Origin of the sequence: Anaplasma platys (assembly GCF_012790675.1) — a bacterium.
GTDB classification, from domain to species: domain Bacteria; phylum Pseudomonadota; class Alphaproteobacteria; order Rickettsiales; family Anaplasmataceae; genus Anaplasma; species Anaplasma platys.
Genome location: NZ_CP046391.1, coordinates 1,005,413 through 1,021,918, shown reverse-complemented (window position 1 = coordinate 1,021,918; position 16,506 = coordinate 1,005,413). Strand labels below are relative to the sequence as shown.

At 46.6% G+C, this 16,506-nt stretch carries 15 protein-coding genes; 9 read left to right on the top strand and 6 right to left on the bottom strand.

What is annotated here, in order from left to right:
• Nucleotides 1-59: 59 nt before the first annotated feature.
• The 7 genes from rplM to dnaN all read left to right on the top strand — a co-directional run bounded on the left by rplM (nt 60) and on the right by dnaN (nt 5,833).
• Nucleotides 60-536, top strand: a complete 477-nt coding sequence (gene rplM, locus ANPL_RS03935; RefSeq protein ID WP_169193440.1) for a 50S ribosomal protein L13 — start codon at nt 60-62, stop codon at nt 534-536.
• The gene (rpsI, locus tag ANPL_RS03930; protein WP_169193439.1) at nt 523-975 is read left to right on the top strand and encodes a 30S ribosomal protein S9; all 453 of its coding nucleotides are present in this window, start codon (nt 523-525) and stop codon (nt 973-975) included. Before rplM ends, rpsI begins: the two co-directional genes overlap by 14 nt.
• A gap of 115 nt (nt 976-1,090) precedes the next feature.
• Nucleotides 1,091-1,612 (top strand): inorganic diphosphatase, encoded by a 522-nt coding sequence (gene ppa, locus ANPL_RS03925; protein ID WP_169193438.1) that lies wholly within the window; start codon nt 1,091-1,093, stop codon nt 1,610-1,612.
• 500 nt (nt 1,613-2,112) lie between these two features.
• A complete protein-coding gene (locus ANPL_RS03920) occupies nt 2,113-2,757 on the top strand; it encodes an ECH_1013 family putative transcriptional regulator (protein WP_169193437.1) in 645 nt (214 codons plus the stop codon).
• 307 nt (nt 2,758-3,064) lie between these two features.
• Nucleotides 3,065-3,901, top strand: coding sequence for a response regulator transcription factor (locus ANPL_RS03915; protein WP_169193436.1), 837 nt, complete (start codon nt 3,065-3,067; stop codon nt 3,899-3,901).
• A gap of 67 nt (nt 3,902-3,968) precedes the next feature.
• Entirely contained in the window at nt 3,969-4,583 is a 615-nt protein-coding gene (locus ANPL_RS03910) for a ribonuclease D (RefSeq protein ID WP_169193435.1), read from the top strand.
• Nucleotides 4,584-4,702: 119 nt separating this feature from the next.
• Complete coding sequence (gene dnaN / locus ANPL_RS03905) at nt 4,703-5,833, top strand: DNA polymerase III subunit beta (protein ID WP_169193434.1); 1,131 nt, start codon at nt 4,703-4,705, stop codon at nt 5,831-5,833.
• A gap of 1,238 nt (nt 5,834-7,071) precedes the next feature.
• Here the strand turns inward: dnaN and yajC are convergent.
• Both yajC and purD read right to left on the bottom strand, forming a co-directional pair.
• Nucleotides 7,072-7,464, bottom strand: a complete 393-nt coding sequence (gene yajC, locus ANPL_RS03900) for a preprotein translocase subunit YajC (RefSeq protein ID WP_169193433.1) — start codon at nt 7,462-7,464, stop codon at nt 7,072-7,074.
• Between the two features lie 289 nt (nt 7,465-7,753).
• The gene (gene purD, locus ANPL_RS03895) at nt 7,754-9,016 is read right to left on the bottom strand and encodes a phosphoribosylamine--glycine ligase (RefSeq protein WP_169193432.1); all 1,263 of its coding nucleotides are present in this window, start codon (nt 9,014-9,016) and stop codon (nt 7,754-7,756) included.
• A gap of 215 nt (nt 9,017-9,231) precedes the next feature.
• Between purD and bamD the strand changes: the two genes are divergently transcribed.
• Nucleotides 9,232-9,966, top strand: a complete 735-nt coding sequence (gene bamD, locus ANPL_RS03890; RefSeq protein WP_169193431.1) for an outer membrane protein assembly factor BamD — start codon at nt 9,232-9,234, stop codon at nt 9,964-9,966.
• A gap of 28 nt (nt 9,967-9,994) precedes the next feature.
• Here the strand turns inward: bamD and ANPL_RS03885 are convergent, their stop codons facing one another.
• The 3 genes from ANPL_RS03885 to coxB form a co-directional block, all read right to left on the bottom strand.
• A complete protein-coding gene (locus tag ANPL_RS03885; RefSeq protein ID WP_169193430.1) occupies nt 9,995-10,885 on the bottom strand; it encodes a heme o synthase in 891 nt (296 codons plus the stop codon).
• Nucleotides 10,885-12,456, bottom strand: coding sequence for a cytochrome c oxidase subunit I (ctaD, locus tag ANPL_RS03880; RefSeq protein WP_169193429.1), 1,572 nt, complete (start codon nt 12,454-12,456; stop codon nt 10,885-10,887). The genes ANPL_RS03885 and ctaD overlap by 1 nt, the downstream gene beginning before the upstream one ends.
• Before the next feature lie 123 nt (nt 12,457-12,579).
• Complete coding sequence (gene coxB / locus ANPL_RS03875; RefSeq protein WP_169193428.1) at nt 12,580-13,374, bottom strand: cytochrome c oxidase subunit II; 795 nt, start codon at nt 13,372-13,374, stop codon at nt 12,580-12,582.
• Between the two features lie 444 nt (nt 13,375-13,818).
• Here coxB and metG point away from each other — a divergent pair, with 444 nt between their 5' ends.
• Nucleotides 13,819-15,345, top strand: a complete 1,527-nt coding sequence (metG, locus tag ANPL_RS03870; RefSeq protein ID WP_169193661.1) for a methionine--tRNA ligase — start codon at nt 13,819-13,821, stop codon at nt 15,343-15,345.
• A gap of 464 nt (nt 15,346-15,809) precedes the next feature.
• Here metG and ANPL_RS03865 read toward each other — a convergent pair whose 3' ends face one another.
• Complete coding sequence (locus tag ANPL_RS03865) at nt 15,810-16,505, bottom strand: class I SAM-dependent methyltransferase (protein ID WP_169193427.1); 696 nt, start codon at nt 16,503-16,505, stop codon at nt 15,810-15,812.
• Nucleotide 16,506: the final 1 nt, after the last annotated feature.

Genomic DNA, 16,506 nt, shown 5'->3' with positions numbered 1-16,506 from the left:
GTTTAGCATTAGGTAGTAGAGTCCGCTGATGCGGTTCCGTTTTAGTGGGTTGATCGGGCATGAGGACTTTCTCAATAAAAGCTGGCGAAGTGAAGAAGCGTTGGGTACTCATTGACGCCGACGGTATGGTGGTGGGTAGGCTTGCGGCTTATATTGCTTCGTTGCTACGGGGAAAGCACAAGCCCGAGTATACGCCGCACATGGATTGTGGTGACTATGTTATAGTGATAAACGCGGACGCTGTGCGTTTTACGCGCAATAAATATAAGGATAAGGTCTACTACAGACACACTGGCTATCCGGGCGGGTTAAAAAGTAGCACTCCTAGTGACATTATGCGGGCGGGGCATCCGGAGAGGATACTCAAGCTTGCTGTCTGGCGTATGTTGGGTGACGGCCCGCTGGCCAGGAGACGTTTCAAGAATCTTAAAGTGTACGCTGGGCCTATCCATGGGCATGATGCGCAGCAGCCGGTAGTTCTAGATTTTGGCGCTATGAATGTTAAAAATAGAAGGGGAGAGGATGGTAGAAGGTGAGGTGAGCGTTGGCAGTGCAGCTGGCGGGCCCGCTAAGGCTAAGATAGATAGGTTTGGTCGCTCTTACGGCACTGGCAGTAGAAAAACTGCTGTGGCTAAGGTGTGGTTGAAGGTTGGCAGTGGTGTTGTGAACGTCAATGGAGTGGATTGCACCGATTACTTCCGCAGGGAGTCGCTGTGTAGGTGTGTACATAATCCATTCCACGTTACGTCTACAGTGGGCTGCTACGATGTTCGCGCAGTGGTACTAGGCGGTGGTGTTTCTGGTCAAGCTGGTGCCTTAGCCCACGGGATTAGCAAAGCGCTGAAAGATATTAATCCGTCTCTCCAGCCGATTCTTAGACAGGCGGGGCTTTTAACGCGGGATTCCCGGGTGGTTGAGCGCAAGAAGTACGGACAGCATAAAGCGCGTAAGAAGTGTCAGTTCTCTAAGAGATAGCGGCTTTGGTATGATGTCCTGTGGCTTCTGCTGAGGTTTTTTAGTCGCCTGTTCGGTGGCTCTGTAGACGCGCGGCGAAGGGTGCTGAGGTATTGTGTGTAAGTGTGGGGTAGGCGTGAGCGTTGGTGCTGTGAGCGGCAAAGGAGCTCCAGATGAGGTTAATGTCCTCATTGAAGTGAGCCAGAATTCGTGTCCAGTGAAGTACGAGGTGGATAAGGATACTGGTATCTTGTGTGTTGATAGGTTTTTGCCCACAGCTATGTATTATCCGTGCAACTACGGCTACGTACCGAACACAATGGCCGGGGATGGCGACCCCGTGGATGTGCTGGTGTTGAGTAGGTTTCCGGTGATTTCGGGAGCTGTTATACGCTCACGGCCCGTCGGTGTATTATCCATGCATGATGAAAAAGGAGAAGACCTGAAGGTTTTGGCTGTCCCTGCGTCGGGGGTTGATCCGTACTATGAAGATGTCAGGAACTATACAGATTTACCTAGCGTATTTTTAGATTCAATAGCGCACTTTTTCACCTACTACAAAAAACTCGAAAAAGAGAAGTTTGTTTCGGTGGGAGACTGGCAAGACGCCGCTCGAGCTAGGTCTGTGATACAAGAGTCTATTGTAACGTTGCAATAGGGATTATCGTCTTTTTCGATTCTATATCTTTGATGCAAAATGTTGCTGCGGACTGAGTGCATAGCTTCCTTTTTCATGCGGTGCTTGCTGTAATAATCTGTTTCTTCGTTTTGTTGCTGTGAATCTGTGCGGTACGCGATTCTAGGTTGTGCCGTTCAAAGCGGCAGCGCGCACCCGGAATTCTCATGTCAGTAAAAGCAACATAAAAACACTGTTTTCGTCACGCACCTACAGATGCTGTGACAGTTTTATGACTTGCTGTGGGTTATATTTCCTACGTGGCAGTGTGTTAATGTCTTGCTGTATTATACATCCTAAATTAACACTATAGTTACCAGTTATTTGTAGTAACCGTGGAATTTTTTATTATGCTATACCAGTAAATTTATTAACTTGCTGTTGTGCGATCATAATACTGTCTCGCTACAAGGACATTAATGCTTGAGTTTATGTAGTGAAAATTGTACAAGCTGTACTAATATTAACTGTAAGGCGAATTTATGGAGAAACACGGTAGTTGCAGCAGCATAGTTGCCAGAATCAGATCTCAGATGGATAAGATCGGGATCAATGCCAGGGAACTTGCGGAAAAGGCTTCTGTTGGAAAGTCGTTTGTGTACGATATTCTCAGTGGTAAGTCGAGCAATCCTACGTCCAAGAAACTTATGGCAATTGCCGAAGTGTTACAAGTGCCACTAGCGTACTTAGTAGGTAGCGACGATGGACTGTGTGAAGTCGCCTCTGGTGGCGTTGTTCCCATTACTCATCTTGAGGCTTGTGGGGACGACGGTGAGAAAAATGTAACAAAATACGACAGGTTCTATATCCCCTCCAACGCCAGATTGCCTTTTAATACGGGCTTTTTGCGTTTTTATGACGTCAAGGGTGATAGCATGTCTCCAACTCTTTTTGGTCAGGATATGGTCTTGGTGGATATATCAGACAAGGTCGCGCACCCCGCGGGGGTTTTTGCCATAAGGGATTCCATTGGGATTTTGATCCGCCGTCTTGAGTACATACGAGACAGTAGCCAAATAGTGTTACACGTTGTGTGTGACAATAAAAAGTATTCGTCTTATGAATGTGGTGTAGAAGATATAGAGATTTTAGGACGAGTAATATGGTATGCCAGGGCGCTGCGGTAGGTAGTTTCCGGTGTTTGTTGAATTTCTTAAAAAAGCGTTAATGCATATAGGGTACACATGGTGTGCCATGCGTGCGCTGTTGGATACATTAGTTGCTGTTTGTATAATGAGTCCTGCTTGTAGTGGGGATGACAGCAGGTTTCGCTGTGTTGTATGTGCAACATATGAGAAATATGTTATACACCTTCGTCAGATCGTGCTTGCTGTGTGTGGCGGTATACGTGTTAGCTTTAGAGGGTCTGGTTAAGCGTCGCCGGAAAAGGGGATCGTTGTGTGCCTGAGTTTGTTGTGTTTTTGAGGGGTGGGTATGCGCATACTGTTAATAGAGGACGATGTTGCTTGTGCCAAGGCAGTTGAAGCTTCACTGTCTTCAGAGGGGCATTTTTGCGAGACTATGGCTTCGGCGCAGGATTGTTACGGTAGCATAATTCCCAAAAACGATGATTACGATGTAGTAATTCTGGATATCCACTTTCCTGGTAAGATAGATGGATATGATATATTGGTGAAGCTGAGAGAATCGGGTATTAAGGTGCCGGTTCTGATTCTGTCGTGCATTTCTTCGGTGGCCCATAAGGTAAAGGGTCTTTACTACGGTGCAGATGATTATATCACCAAGCCCTTTCATAAGAGCGAGTTACTTGCTAGAATCAAAGCGATAGTGAGGCGCACGAGGGGCCATCCTGAGTCTATAGTCAGGGTGGGTAACATTTCGATCAACTTGGATCACAAGTGCGTTGAGTGTAATGGATCGATCATCCATCTGACAAAGAAAGAGTACGGCATGATTGAGTTATTGTCCTCCAGGTTAGGAACGGTACTCACTAAGGAGATGTTCTTGTCGCATTTGTACAGGGAGCTTGATGAGCCTTCTGACGATAAGATTATCGATGTGTTTATGTGTAAGTTGCGTAAGAAGCTGAAAGTTGCCAACAACGGTAAGAACTACATAGAGACCGTGTGGGGTAGGGGCTACGTCCTGAAGGAGCACGCAACGGATGATGGTGACGATGCCAGAGGGGCGCAACGCAACGAGGTTGCTGCCAATAAGACCGCTAAGATTGGGGGCAGGGAGCCCGACTATGCGTGGTCAGACGAGAGTCAGTGTGGTGAGCAAAACAGGGATTACGCGGAAGAAGCGTAGTTTTGGTGATTGTGTTTTTTATGGTGTGTGCTAGAGTGGTGCCCTGTAGGTGAGTGCGGGGTATTAGATGGCTGTATTCGTGCATAGTGATGACTTGCCGGATGATGTAGACCTAGGGGGTATTGTCGCTGTTGATACAGAGACTATGGGCTTGGTCTGTCGACGTGATAGGGTCTGCTTAGTACAGCTCTCTGCCGGAGATGGTGACGCTCACCTTGTAAAGTTCAGTGGTGATTACAGTGCACCTAATCTTCGCAAATTGATCTCCAATCCCGCCGTGCTGAAAATCTTTCACTTTGCTAGGTTTGATGTTGCCGCAATACGACACGGTTTTGGTATGTGGGCAGCCCCTTGCTATTGTACCAAGATAGCATCCAGGCTTGTTCGCACGTACACTAATCATCATGGTCTTAAAGACTTATGCTACGAATTGTTGGGTGTGAAGATTAATAAAGCTCAGCAATCCTCTGATTGGGGTAGAGAGGTTCTTACATCTGAACAGCTTAGCTATGCGGCATCGGATGTTGTGTATTTACACGCTATCAAAAGGAAGTTGGATATGATGCTGGAGCGAGAAGAAAAGCAGGATCTCGCGGAGGCATGCTTCAAATTTATTCCTGCAAGGGCAGAGCTGGATCTGTTGGGATGGGACGGCGTTGACATATTTAGTCATCAAACTTAGCTGTAACAATTTTGACTGCGTAATCTAAAAGTGTTCACCTCTTCGGAGGGTACAGTTTTATTGACATTATGGGGGATTGAGTCTAGAATCCCCAACTCTGGGGAGTTGCTTGGGTGCGTATGGGCTGTGAAGTATATGGCGGGCTTGAGTTCAGCATAAGCCGTGAAGAGCTTCTGCAGGCGCTGAGCTACGTTAGTAGCGTTATTGAGCGGCGCAACAGTATTGCAGTTTTGTCGTGTGTCAGGATAGAGGCAAAGGGTGCTGGGATAGAGCTCACCTCTACCGATCTGGATTTGTCCATTGAGGCTTGTGTGACCGCAAACGTGGTGACGGAAGGGGTGGCGGTAGCGTCGGCGCAGTTGCTGTACGACATTGTGCGTAAGCTTTCAGGTGACACTGACGTTAGGTTCAAGCTAGATGCGAGTAAACTGCTTTTGGAGTGCGGAAATGCGAAGTTTTTTCTGCACATTATAACTCCGGAAAAATTTCCTGCCATTGAAGGAAGTGCTCCAGATAGTGAGTTCGAGATATCTCCAGCGAATCTGTCTGAGCTATTGAATAAAACCAAGTTTTCTATGTCTGTGGAAGAGAGCAGGTATAACCTTCGGGGGGTTTACATGCACATGGACGAGGATAAGCTGCATTGTGTTGCTACTGATGGACATAGGCTTTCCTTGGCAAAGATAGATAAGCCTGAAGGGTTAGGTTCTAGGGCCGGGGTTATAATTCCAAGAAAGACTGTTAACGAGATTCTCAAAATTATAAGTCATGGTATAGGGAGTGACCCTGCGCAGAATGTTTCCGTAGGGCTATCGGATAGGAAAATATGCTTCAGGTACAGAGGGTATTTTGTGGTCTCCAAAGTTCTTGACGGGGTGTTTCCTGACTACGCATCCATAATTCCGGCAGAGAGGCGCAACAGCGTTGTTATGGATGCTACTATGCTGCAGAGTGCTGTGGACAGGGTTTCAGTTGTTGTGTTTGACAAGGTGAAGGCTATCAAGCTTTCGTTTACATCTGGAATGTTGGTTTTAAGTTCAGCGTCTTCTGACCAGGGTGATGCGCGCGAGGAGATTGCTATTGACTATACAGGTGATGATGTCACTATAGGCCTAAATGCACGGTACCTAATGGAGGTTCTCGGCAGTATAAGGGGAGCGTGTGAGCTAGTGTTTAGTGACGGCAGCTCTGCTGTTCTAATCCAAGATGGGGAGCACGGAATGCACATAATAATGCCGATGAGAATTTGATCTGATCGGATGCCAACTGCAAAGCGTGATTCTTCGCTTCTACCCAAGTTATCGCACGGGGGTCTCTGTGGGGAATTGTCTTGTAAAGTTGCTTTTGTGGTAGTGCCTCTTCAGGTCTGCTTATAGTAGCGGTACATCTGTTTTGGTGGTGTGTTCTTAGTGATTAACGGTGGCAACACATTCTGCGTTGTTTTGAACTGGTGTTACAAAAAATGCTAGGCCATTGATACTTTCATGCGTCTCCCACATAACGTAGCCTGTTTCCTGGAGACAGCAGCTGTCTGGGCCAGAATGGCTGCTAGGCACATTAGAGTGCTGGCTCCTTGAGCTATGATGAAATTTTGGTTGTGTTTAAAAGTTTATGTCTTGTCCATCATATTTTGTTCGTCTACGTTTTGAATGCATGTGTCCACATGTGTGTTCCATACAGCAAAAAGGGCAGTTTGCAAGCGCTATAAAGTTGAGCATATGGTCCTGTTTCGCGTTTAGGGACATTTGTTGCGTGCCGTTTTAGCCCATAGCAAACCAAGCCTCAGTTCCCGCCGAAGGAAAGGTGGCAACCTTTTTTGTCTCCATGATTTAACGAGAACGGTGGTGTGAAGGTAGTAGTTTGTGTTTCGTATTTCTGGTTTCATTGTACTTCTTGTTTCAGTCTCGTAACAAACTATCGGGATTTTTGCAATGCCATGTTGCTGAGTGTTTGGAGACATCGTCATATCGTTTTGGTTTGTTATCACGTAGGGGAATGGGTTTGACTCTGAGTAAAATCAACTTACGAGCAAAAAGGTAACTACCTTGCACAGACTGTGCCGTGTATATGACCAGAGCCGTAACAAAGGAAATTAAAGCACGTTTACTTCGTTAGGCGGCGCCTGGATGGGGCTTCCCTGACACGCAGCTTGCTCTCAGAATTTGTACAACGCGTAACCTACAACCTGTCTTTTGGGTTTGTCGTGGCAAGAAAAAATATTATCCGCAGCCCAGCCTATAACCGACTTTTATTAAAAATACCTGATAGCTCCCTGATGCGGCATTCTGCCACGCAAACAAGAGCAGTCGTCATCTTTCTAACACGCCTGTTGCTTGTGCGTGTCCTTAGGCAACCAGGAAAGATACTCTCTGACTACACAGAGAAAACCGCACTTCCTGTGTCGGAGCCCAACAAGCACCCTGTTTAGCTATTTTTTGCTCTATGTCCACGGCGCTTCTTTCTGCAACCAAAGCCGTGTTCTTAATAACTAACCAGTTGTTTTATCTTTTTTTGCCCCACTGGCGTCAGCATTGTTTTTTTCATGTTTTTTGTTCAAGACTTCGGTCACAGACGTTTTTAGCGCTTTTATTTGTACACCACTAGCAACTTCCAAGAACAAATAGCCGTTGTCACTGTCTACTTTTTCAACTGTGCCGAAGAGCCCACCAGCAGCAACAACTTTGTCACCCCTTTTCAGGCTATTAACCAGCTCTTTGTGTTCACGTATTTTTTTCTGTTGCGGTCTTATCACCAGAAAGTAAAACACACCAAAGATAAGGACAAGAGGCACGAATCCAGCCAGAGAAGCTCCAACGCCAGCTGCCGACGCAGCTGTAGTTGTCTCAGCAGAAGCAAGCGCGTCGCTAAAAAACGAAAACATTCAATTGACCACAAAATACACAGCTTTACTCTATCAAAGCTGCGACTAACTGTCAAGGAGACTACAGTTGCGCACCTCTCTCCCATCTATTCTGCAAGCTGCCTGGCTTTCCTCGCACCAGATAACGGACTACACAAACTCACCAAAGCCTGCGTAGCTCAGCGCACCACGACACACACCTGCTTCAACAGGTACCACAAGTGACTCGTAGCTCTTTTGCAACGCAAGAAACAAGCAGCCTAACACACGTTACAGTCCATTTCTGATTACCATCCTTGTGTTTCTGCGTTTACTCACACGCACCGATATCATATCTATACATTCCCCCAGGCCAGTCCAACAAGTCAAGCGCAGCGTACACCTGGTGCTTTGCTGTTGCCAGATCATTAGCAGAAGCCACCACGTTTAGTACACGTCCGCCATCAGACACCCAGTTGTTACCAACTCTTCTAGTTCCCGCATGAAATACCTGTATATTGGGACACTTCGCCATCTCATCAAGCCCATTTATCACAGACCCAGTCTCAAACTGGTGGGGGTACCCCTTGCTTGCGACTACAACACAAACAGCTGATTTATCGTTCAACTCTACAACTTCACTGCCCAGCCTTCCCTTGGCAGTCAGCGACATAAGACGAAGTAAATCCGAATTGAGTCTCGGCAATATCGCCTGTGTTTCGGGATCACCGAACCGCACATTGTATTCCAACAAATGTGGCTCATTCTTCTTTATCATTATGCCGGCAAAAAGGAGCCCCCTAAACCTTATTCCCATGTTAAACATGGCCTTGATGGTGGGATAGACTATTTTCTGCACAATCAGATGTTCCATTTCGGAGCTCATTAACGTCGGTGCGGAATACGACCCCATGCCGCCGGTGTTGGGTCCCTTGTTATTATCGCCCACGGGCTTGTAATCTTGTACGGCACCGAGAATGACCGGATTTGTTCCGTCTATCAGCGTAAGGAAGCTCACCTCCTTCCCTTCCAGAAACTCCTCAACTACTACTGCTTCCCCAGCTTTTCCGTACTTGCCATGGACCAACATATCATCAAGAGCCTCGTACGCCTCATCTAGTGTACGACAAACCACAACTCCCTTCCCTTGCGCAGGCCCGTCAGCCTTCACAACAAGAGGCAACTTGCTGCGCTTTACATACTGCCTCGCAGAGCCAATATCCATAAAGTAGCCATATTTGGCTGTCGGTATGTTGTACCTCGCGCACAGTTCCTTGGTGAAGCCCTTAGAAGCCTCCAGACGCGATGCGGCTCTTGATGGACCAAAAACGAAAATCCCTTCGTCAGTAAGAGCATCTGCAAGACCGCTGATCAGTGGTAACTCAGGTCCCACTACAACTAAATCTATTTTTTCTTGCTTGCAAAGTTGGACCACCTCAACGAAGTCGAACACGTCCACATCGACTACTGTTGCTAGATCTGCCATGGCCTCGCGACCAGGAGCAACATAAAGGCGCTCCAGCATGGGCGAGGTACTCAAGCAGCTCAGCAACGCATGTTCCCTGCCCCCTGAGCCTACAACAAGAACATTCATAGTGCCTCCTGTACTAGAGACTATACCAGTTACTCTACAGCGTACGCTATCACAAATGAAGAGCTTGTCAACTGCTTTGGGTAACGCACATAAGAACGCACGTAAGCATGGAGTTTTAAGGCTTGCTCTTGGCAATGCTTTGTGTTTATATTCTGGGAGGCGATTGTGCTTCCTTTTTTGTGAGATTGCTGGTGCGTTTCAGGGCTTTTTTGTTTATGGTCGTGGTTTTAGTTGCGGCGACGCCGAGTATGGGCTACACGCAGGAAAGTCACCTTGCGGGTGTGCAGGCCCTGTATGACGAAGCACTTGCCTTGTTCAATAAGAAGAAATACAAAGCGGCAATTGAGGCTTTTGACAGGTTGGAATCTTTATATCCATTCTCTCAGGCTGCTATAGACGGTAGTCTGATGTCAGCCGCTGCGAACTATGAGATCAAAAATTACAACGAAGCAGCTGCGCTTGCGGAGGGCTATGTTGGTGTTTTTCCTAACAGTGATGTTGTTGACTACGCCTATTATGTTAGCTTGATCTCTAAATACATGTTGATTCCTGACTTGGGGCTCGATGTGACCGAGGCGAACGCTGTCCTTAAGCTGGCACGCGATTTTGAGAGCATGTTTCCTGATTCTAAGTACTTGGGGGAAGTGCGGGAGAAACTTGCCGCTGTTCGACACCATCTTGCTGCGAGGGAGTTCTCGATCGGGAAGTTTTACCTCAGAAGAGGAAGGTACATAGCATCCATAAAGAGATTCTCGGGCTTACTTGACGAATACTCGGACACCGTCTTTGCTACTGAAAGTGTACGAAGACTTGCTGAGGCTTACAAAGCAATCGGGGATGTTGAAACAGCTGCTCTCTATACAGAAAGGCTTCATCGACAAGGTGGCGCCGATAAACTCGCAGATGCTGAGCCAGTCCCCGCAGTGGATGACGATAAAGCAAGATCATAGCAAGTACCGCCACAAATGGAGTTAGTGACTAGTTGCATAGGACCACGGCCGAGAAAATCAGGAACAAGTAGTAAATGGAATAGCTAAAGAGATCCATGCAGTGATCATGCGAAGGTTCACACTTTTCAGCGAATAGAGATGATGCACGCACGATGAATACAGATCCCAAACTGATGGCGTTAATCGCATAGAGTGCCACTTCTGAAACAAAGAAACATGGCAATAGCGTAGAAAGAAAAAGTGCTATGCTGTACCCCAGAACATGAGTCCTGGTCGAGCTGATGGATATTACAGGCAACATGGGAATGCCAGCGTTTCTGTAGTCCTCTCTGTTTAAAAGTGAAAGTGCCCAAAAGTGGGGTGGGGTCCACAAGAATATTATGAGGAAAAGTACCATGCTCTCCCCAGCAAGTGATCCTGAAACAGAGGCCCAGCCAATTACTGGAGGAAATGCCCCCGCGATGCCACCTATTACTATATTCTGTGGCGTTCGCCTTTTTAGCAGAATAGTGTAAATCACTGCATAGAAGAAAATGCTTCCTGCAAGTAATGCTGCTGACAAATAGTTCACAACTATTGCCATAATTAGCACTGCAATTATAGAAAGTGCTAAGCCGCATTCCAGCGCATTGACTTTCGATATGCGTCCAGAAGGCACGGGGCGGCTAGACGTCCTGGTCATTAGAGCATCGATATCGCTATCATACCACATGTTCAGCGCCCCTGCTGCGCCAGAGCCCAGCGCTACACATAACGTTGCTACCAGTCCAATAAGGGGGTGAACAACCCCTGGCGCAACCATAATGCCTGCAGAAGCCGTAAATACCACCAAGTACATGATCCTTGGCTTTACTAGTTTCCAGTAATCCTTAGCAGATGCTCTCACAAGTGGACTGTCGCTACTTTTATCCCCTGACATTAATGTGTCTCATGTTTCGTCAGGTCTGGGATCTCCTCAAAAGTGTGGAATGGCGCAGGTGATGGAAGCGTCCATTCCAAAGTATCTCCACCCCAGGGATTGGCGGGAGCTTTTTCACCCCGTATCAGGGTGTACACGACGAGTGCTATAAAAAATATTACAGAGATAAAAGAAAGCAACGCTCCAACCGACGAAATGTAATTCCACGGGATAAAAGCGTCTGGATAGTCAGGTATCCGGCGTGGCATTCCAGCTAGTCCTAAAAAGTGCTGCGGGAAGAAAGTTATGTTTGTTGAGATAAAAGTGAACCAGAAATGAACCTTCCCCATAGTCTCTGGATACTGTTTCCCAGAGATCTTGCTGATCCAATAATAGAACCCGGCATAGGCTGCAAACAGCGCGGCAATAGACATCACGTAGTGGAAGTGAGCCACCACATAGTAGGTGTCGTGTAAGACTCTATCAATGCCGCCGTGTGATACTATGATGCCGGTTAGGCCCCCAACCGTGAAGACGAATATAAATCCTATGGCGAACAACATTGGTGTCTTAAACTCTATTTGACCACCCCACATAGTGGCAATCCAACTGAAGACTTTCACCCCAGTCAAAACTCCAATAAGCATGGTTGTCACGCTGTAGTATGTGACTAATTCTGCGCTGATGCCTGTAGTAAACATATGGTGCGCCCAGACTACCAGCCCCACGGTAGCAATTCCTACTAGCGCAAAAACCATGCCTAGATATCCAAAAACTGCTTTGTGAGAGAAGGTTGAGACTATTTGACTTACTATACCAAAGGCTGGGAAAATAATAACGTAAACCTCAGGGTGTCCGAAAAACCAAAACAGGTGCTGGAACAGAACAGGATCCCCTCCCCCAGAGGGGTTAAAGAAACTCGTGCCGAAGTTCCTGTCGGTCAGCAGCATAGTGATGGCTCCCGCCAATACAGGGAGTGATACTATAAGCATGAACGATGTTAGCAATATCGTCCAAACAAACAACGGCATCTTCATCAGGGACATGCCTGGCGCGCGCATGTTGAAAATGGTCACTATGAAATTTATAGATCCTACGAGCGATGAGATGCCGGCAACGTGCAGTGCTAGTATTGCCATATCGACTGCTGCGTCCGGATGTGAGTTCAGATAGGAAAGAGGTGGGTAAAGTGTCCAACCCGTACCAGGACCGTCACCTATTAGTACGGAACACAGCAAGAGAGCCAGCGAAGAAACTAGCATCCAAAAACTTAGATTATTCAGCCTGGGGAAAGCCATATCGGGCGCTCCAATAAGCAAGGGGACAAACCAGTTGCCAAATCCCCCGGTCAGTGCAGGCATTATCATGAAGAAAACCATTATGAGGGCATGCCCAGTCACCATGACGTTATAGAGCTGATAATTTCCACTGAGCACATCAATGTGAGCAAGCTGGGCCCGCAGAATCAGCGACAGAACTCCCCCTACAACACCGCCGATTATAGAGAAAATTATATACATCGTACCGATATCTTTATGGTTAGTTGAGAACAACCAACGCCGAAACCCTGTAGGTGTATGTTCTGAATCCATAAACTATCCCCATCCATACTGCAGGGGAGAACGAATCAAAATTTAAGACGCCCTTCCCAGATTTACGTAATTATCCAACAAAACCTTGAAAAATGACAACAACAACCAAAGTCACCCATATCATCACTCCGCAGCCTTTTTACTTTTCACCCACTCATCAAACTGCTCTTGAGATACTGCCTCTATGGCTATGGGCATGAACCCATGCAGTCTTCCGCACAACTCAGAACATTGCCCGTAGTAGACTCCCGGCTTTTTGACGGAAAACCATGCTTCATTAAGCCTACCGGGTACCGAGTCTATTTTAACTCCAAGTGCTGGCACAGCCCAGCTGTGTATCACGTCAGCGCTAGTAGTTTGCAGAAGTATTGTCTTTCCTACAGGCACCACCATCTTGTTGTCTACTTCTAGCAAGCGGAGCTCACCGTCACGGAGCTCATTTTCAGGTTTCATATAGCTATCGAAGGTTATTTCGTTCTCTGGGTACGAATACACCCAGTACCACTGATAGCCAATTGCTTTGACGACAAGATCTGCCTTTGGGATCTGTTGCTCATATCTTATCAGCTTCACATTGCTGAAGGTAAGGAACCCGACTATCAACAGCGGCACAAGTGTCCACAACACCTCAAGCAGCACATGGTGCGAATGCTTCCTATTAAAGACCACTGGCTCGCCGTCTCTCTTTCTAAACCTGATGAGTACGTAGGTTAACAATATGAAGACTACAAGCACCACTAGCGACATCACGATCATGACAAAGCTATGGGACTTGATAATTGCCTCCATGACGTCAGTTACGGGCTCTTGAAAACCCATCTGCCACGGGGAAGGAGAAGCAGCACTCGAGGGATCACCCCACACAAACAACGTAGTAAAGCACGCAAACAAAACTCCCACGATGAACGCTTGAAGCATGAGAAAAAATCCCTAGTGTTGAAAAAAATCTACAGCGTGCATGATACATCCAGGTTGTGTCATGGCGCAAGGGTTTTATTGGCTTTTGAAGGCTGCAATGACGAGTGTTAAACACAGAACAGTAGGTAAAAATTTATTTATGTATTGCAGTCTGAGATCATAGCGCGGGTAAGTATTTTCCATGTGGTTGTAGGCGAAAATGCCTTTCAAGATTGCAGCTGTTTTCATGGGTATACCCGTAATGTCCGATAGAAAGCGAACTATGCCTCAAACTGTGCTATGTCTATGCGCTTCCTATTTCTACATTAGGATATGGCGAACGAAATACCTGATTATCACTAGGCATTCCTGGGAAGAGGCGTTATTGCTTGAGGGTAAGTGTAAATTTATATAAAATGCTGGCACCTTCCGGGGCTACTTGTCGATCATGGTTACACGATGCAAATGCGGCGCTTCTACATAACTACTCCCACATATTATGTTAATGCGCCGCCTCATATAGGACACTTTTACTCAACCTTGATAGCGGATGTTATGGCGAGGTTTAAGGCCATTGATGGGTTTGATGTGAAATTTTCTACTGGGACAGATGAACACGGACAAAAAGTTGAAGAGACGGCACGTAAAAGTGGCATAGGCGTTGAGAAATATGTAGATACGGTAAGTGAAACCTTTAAGGAGCTGGTACGAAAGTCCGGTTTTTGTTGTAGTGATTTTATACGTACTACAGAGACCCGCCATAAAAACGCGGTGTCGGCACTGTGGAATGTGCTCTACAGCAAAGGGCAGATTTACCTGGGTCATTATTCTGGGTTCTATTCTGTTAGGGATGAGACGTTCTACCAAGAGCGTGAGTTAGTGGATGGTAAAGCGCCTACTGGTGCTGAGGTAGAGTGGTTGGAAGAGCCAGGATATTTCTTTAAGTTGTCGGAATGGCAGGACGACTTGCTGAGGTTTTACAAGGAAAACCCCGATTTTGTAGTTCCTGTGGGCCGTATGAACGAAGTTGTGCGTTTTGTGGAATCAGGGTTACGCGATCTTTCGGTATCTAGATCGAAAAAACACATTTCCTGGGGGATAGACGTTCCAGGAGATAAGGATCACCTGGTGTACGTGTGGGTTGATGCACTATCAAATTATCTGGCGCTCACGGGGTTCCCCGACATACATTCTGAGGAATATAAAAACTTCTGGGATGGAAAAACTGTTACTCACATTGTTGGCAAAGATATCCTGAGATTTCATGCCGTTTACTGGCCGGCGCTGTTGATGGCAGCAGGACTCCCACTTCCCAAGCAAGTAGTTGCCCATGGTTGGTGGTTGAATGAAGGGCAAAAAATCTCTAAGTCGCTTGGAAATATAATAGATCCTATTGCCGCTATGGAGGAGTATGGCCTGGAGAATTTCCGGTATTTTCTGTTGAGTGAAACCTCTTTTGGTAATGATGCAAGTTTTAGCCGTGAGGGCCTAAAAGAGCGCGTAAATTGCGATCTATCCAATAACTTTGGTAACCTGGTTCAAAGGACGGTTTCTCTGTTGCACCGAGAATGTGGTGGCAAAATCCCTGAAGTGCCTGTGGACAAGTTGCAGGGCGAAGAGGATCTTCCGGCATACGGTGAAATTTTTGCGAGATATAGGGCATATGTTGAGGAGTATAGGTTTTTTGAGGCCTTGAAATTCATACTTAGCCTGTCAGCGATAGCAAACGAGTATATAGCACGTAAAGCTCCTTGGAAGCTATTTAAAGAGGATAAAGAGCATGCCAATGCTGTTATTTTCAAGCTACTGGAATATATAAGGTGTTTGGCAATAATGTTGCAGCCGTTTTTGCCTGATGCTGCAGCGCGCGTATTAGATCAAATTGCGGTTCCTGAAGAGAAAAGGTCCTTCAAGTACTTTGCTGAGCTCAACACTTCGAGCGTAGTGCTACCTGCTCCTGTGCCGGTGTTCTCAAAGTTTGATCGCCTGTAAAGGTGCGCCATTGGTTTTAGGAGCAGAGTGATTACTGCTTTTCATTGGTGTATCTGGTTTGCATATTACTAAGATCCTGGGTGCCGCCGCTGTGCGTCTAAATTGCCCTTTTATATTTCCTGCCTAAGGCATAACTGCGCGCAGTTATGCAGCGGATTCTCTGTAAATATCCGCGATCTCACTATGAACTTCCCGAATGTCCTGGTGGTTTCGGAATAGGTATCCGCATGGTACCTGCGTACGTTTTTAGTTGATGTAGAGAATTCTACTGCACTTAATGTTTGTATTGCTTTTTTTCAGGGAAGTTTGCGCTGTAGCGGATAAGGTTTAATACGGTACTATAATTTTGTAATTTTGTTTTTCACAATGCTACCAAGCGCGCATGAACAGTCTTTTGTATATGCAGGATTACACACATTTTCCCGAATGCCGGTCTGGCATTTTTTGCACTATGGGCTACGAAGTTAATGTTTAAATGCACTGTACAAAGTTGCCACCCCTCCGCAGAGATCTTTGTGCGTAACCATAGAGAACTTGGCAGTGCGGATCTCGCCGGTAAAGCCCTCCTGTGAGGGAAAATTTCTAATACTGTCAACCAAGTAATAGTACGCCGCCTCGTCTTTCGCGATCAACTGCCCAATTTTGGGAATTACTGCGAAAGAGTAGAGGTCGTATGCAGCCTTGAAGGGCCCTTCCTTCAATATGGGGGAAAACTCTAGGCACAGAAACTGTCCACAGGGTTTTAGCACCCTATAAGCCTCGCTAAGAGCGGCTTCACGGTTTGGTATGTTTCGTATTCCAAACGCTATGGTGTAATAGTCGAAACAATCGCTTGAAAAGGGTAAGCGTTCACCACTTGCGCAAACCCACTTTACAGAAATTCGGTTACAATCAATAGCCTTTTTTCTGCCGAAATCCAACATGTCTGTATTTATATCGCAAACAGTTACATCAAGCCCATGGTGTTTCGTAAGTGCCTGTAGCGCAACATCTCCAGTGCCTCCCGCCACGTCCAACAATGCACCCGAGCCCTTGGTGATCCTACTGCATAGCTCGCGCTTCCAAAGCCTGTGCAGCCCAAAGCTCATGATATCATTCATGACGTCATAGCGAGATGCAACTGAGGAAAAGATCCCGTTGATCGCGGCCTGGGTAACCATT

What these genes read in the sequence shown, in the direction of transcription:
- rplM (WP_169193440.1), top strand. Translation starts at nt 60, where the DNA reads ATGAGGACTTTCTCAATAAAAGCTGGCGAAGTGAAGAAGCGTTGGGTA.
- rpsI (WP_169193439.1), top strand. Translation starts at nt 523, where the DNA reads ATGGTAGAAGGTGAGGTGAGCGTTGGCAGTGCAGCTGGCGGGCCCGCT.
- ANPL_RS03920 (WP_169193437.1), top strand. Translation starts at nt 2,113, where the DNA reads ATGGAGAAACACGGTAGTTGCAGCAGCATAGTTGCCAGAATCAGATCT.
- ANPL_RS03915 (WP_169193436.1), top strand. Translation starts at nt 3,065, where the DNA reads ATGCGCATACTGTTAATAGAGGACGATGTTGCTTGTGCCAAGGCAGTT.
- ANPL_RS03910 (WP_169193435.1), top strand. Translation starts at nt 3,969, where the DNA reads ATGGCTGTATTCGTGCATAGTGATGACTTGCCGGATGATGTAGACCTA.
- dnaN (WP_169193434.1), top strand. Translation starts at nt 4,703, where the DNA reads ATGGGCTGTGAAGTATATGGCGGGCTTGAGTTCAGCATAAGCCGTGAA.
- yajC (WP_169193433.1), bottom strand. Translation starts at nt 7,464, where the DNA reads ATGTTTTCGTTTTTTAGCGACGCGCTTGCTTCTGCTGAGACAACTACA.
- purD (WP_169193432.1), bottom strand. Translation starts at nt 9,016, where the DNA reads ATGAATGTTCTTGTTGTAGGCTCAGGGGGCAGGGAACATGCGTTGCTG.
- bamD (WP_169193431.1), top strand. Translation starts at nt 9,232, where the DNA reads ATGGTCGTGGTTTTAGTTGCGGCGACGCCGAGTATGGGCTACACGCAG.
- ANPL_RS03885 (WP_169193430.1), bottom strand. Translation starts at nt 10,885, where the DNA reads ATGTCAGGGGATAAAAGTAGCGACAGTCCACTTGTGAGAGCATCTGCT.
- ctaD (WP_169193429.1), bottom strand. Translation starts at nt 12,456, where the DNA reads ATGGATTCAGAACATACACCTACAGGGTTTCGGCGTTGGTTGTTCTCA.
- coxB (WP_169193428.1), bottom strand. Translation starts at nt 13,374, where the DNA reads ATGCTTCAAGCGTTCATCGTGGGAGTTTTGTTTGCGTGCTTTACTACG.
- metG (WP_169193661.1), top strand. Translation starts at nt 13,819, where the DNA reads ATGCGGCGCTTCTACATAACTACTCCCACATATTATGTTAATGCGCCG.
- ANPL_RS03865 (WP_169193427.1), bottom strand. Translation starts at nt 16,505, where the DNA reads ATGGTTACCCAGGCCGCGATCAACGGGATCTTTTCCTCAGTTGCATCT.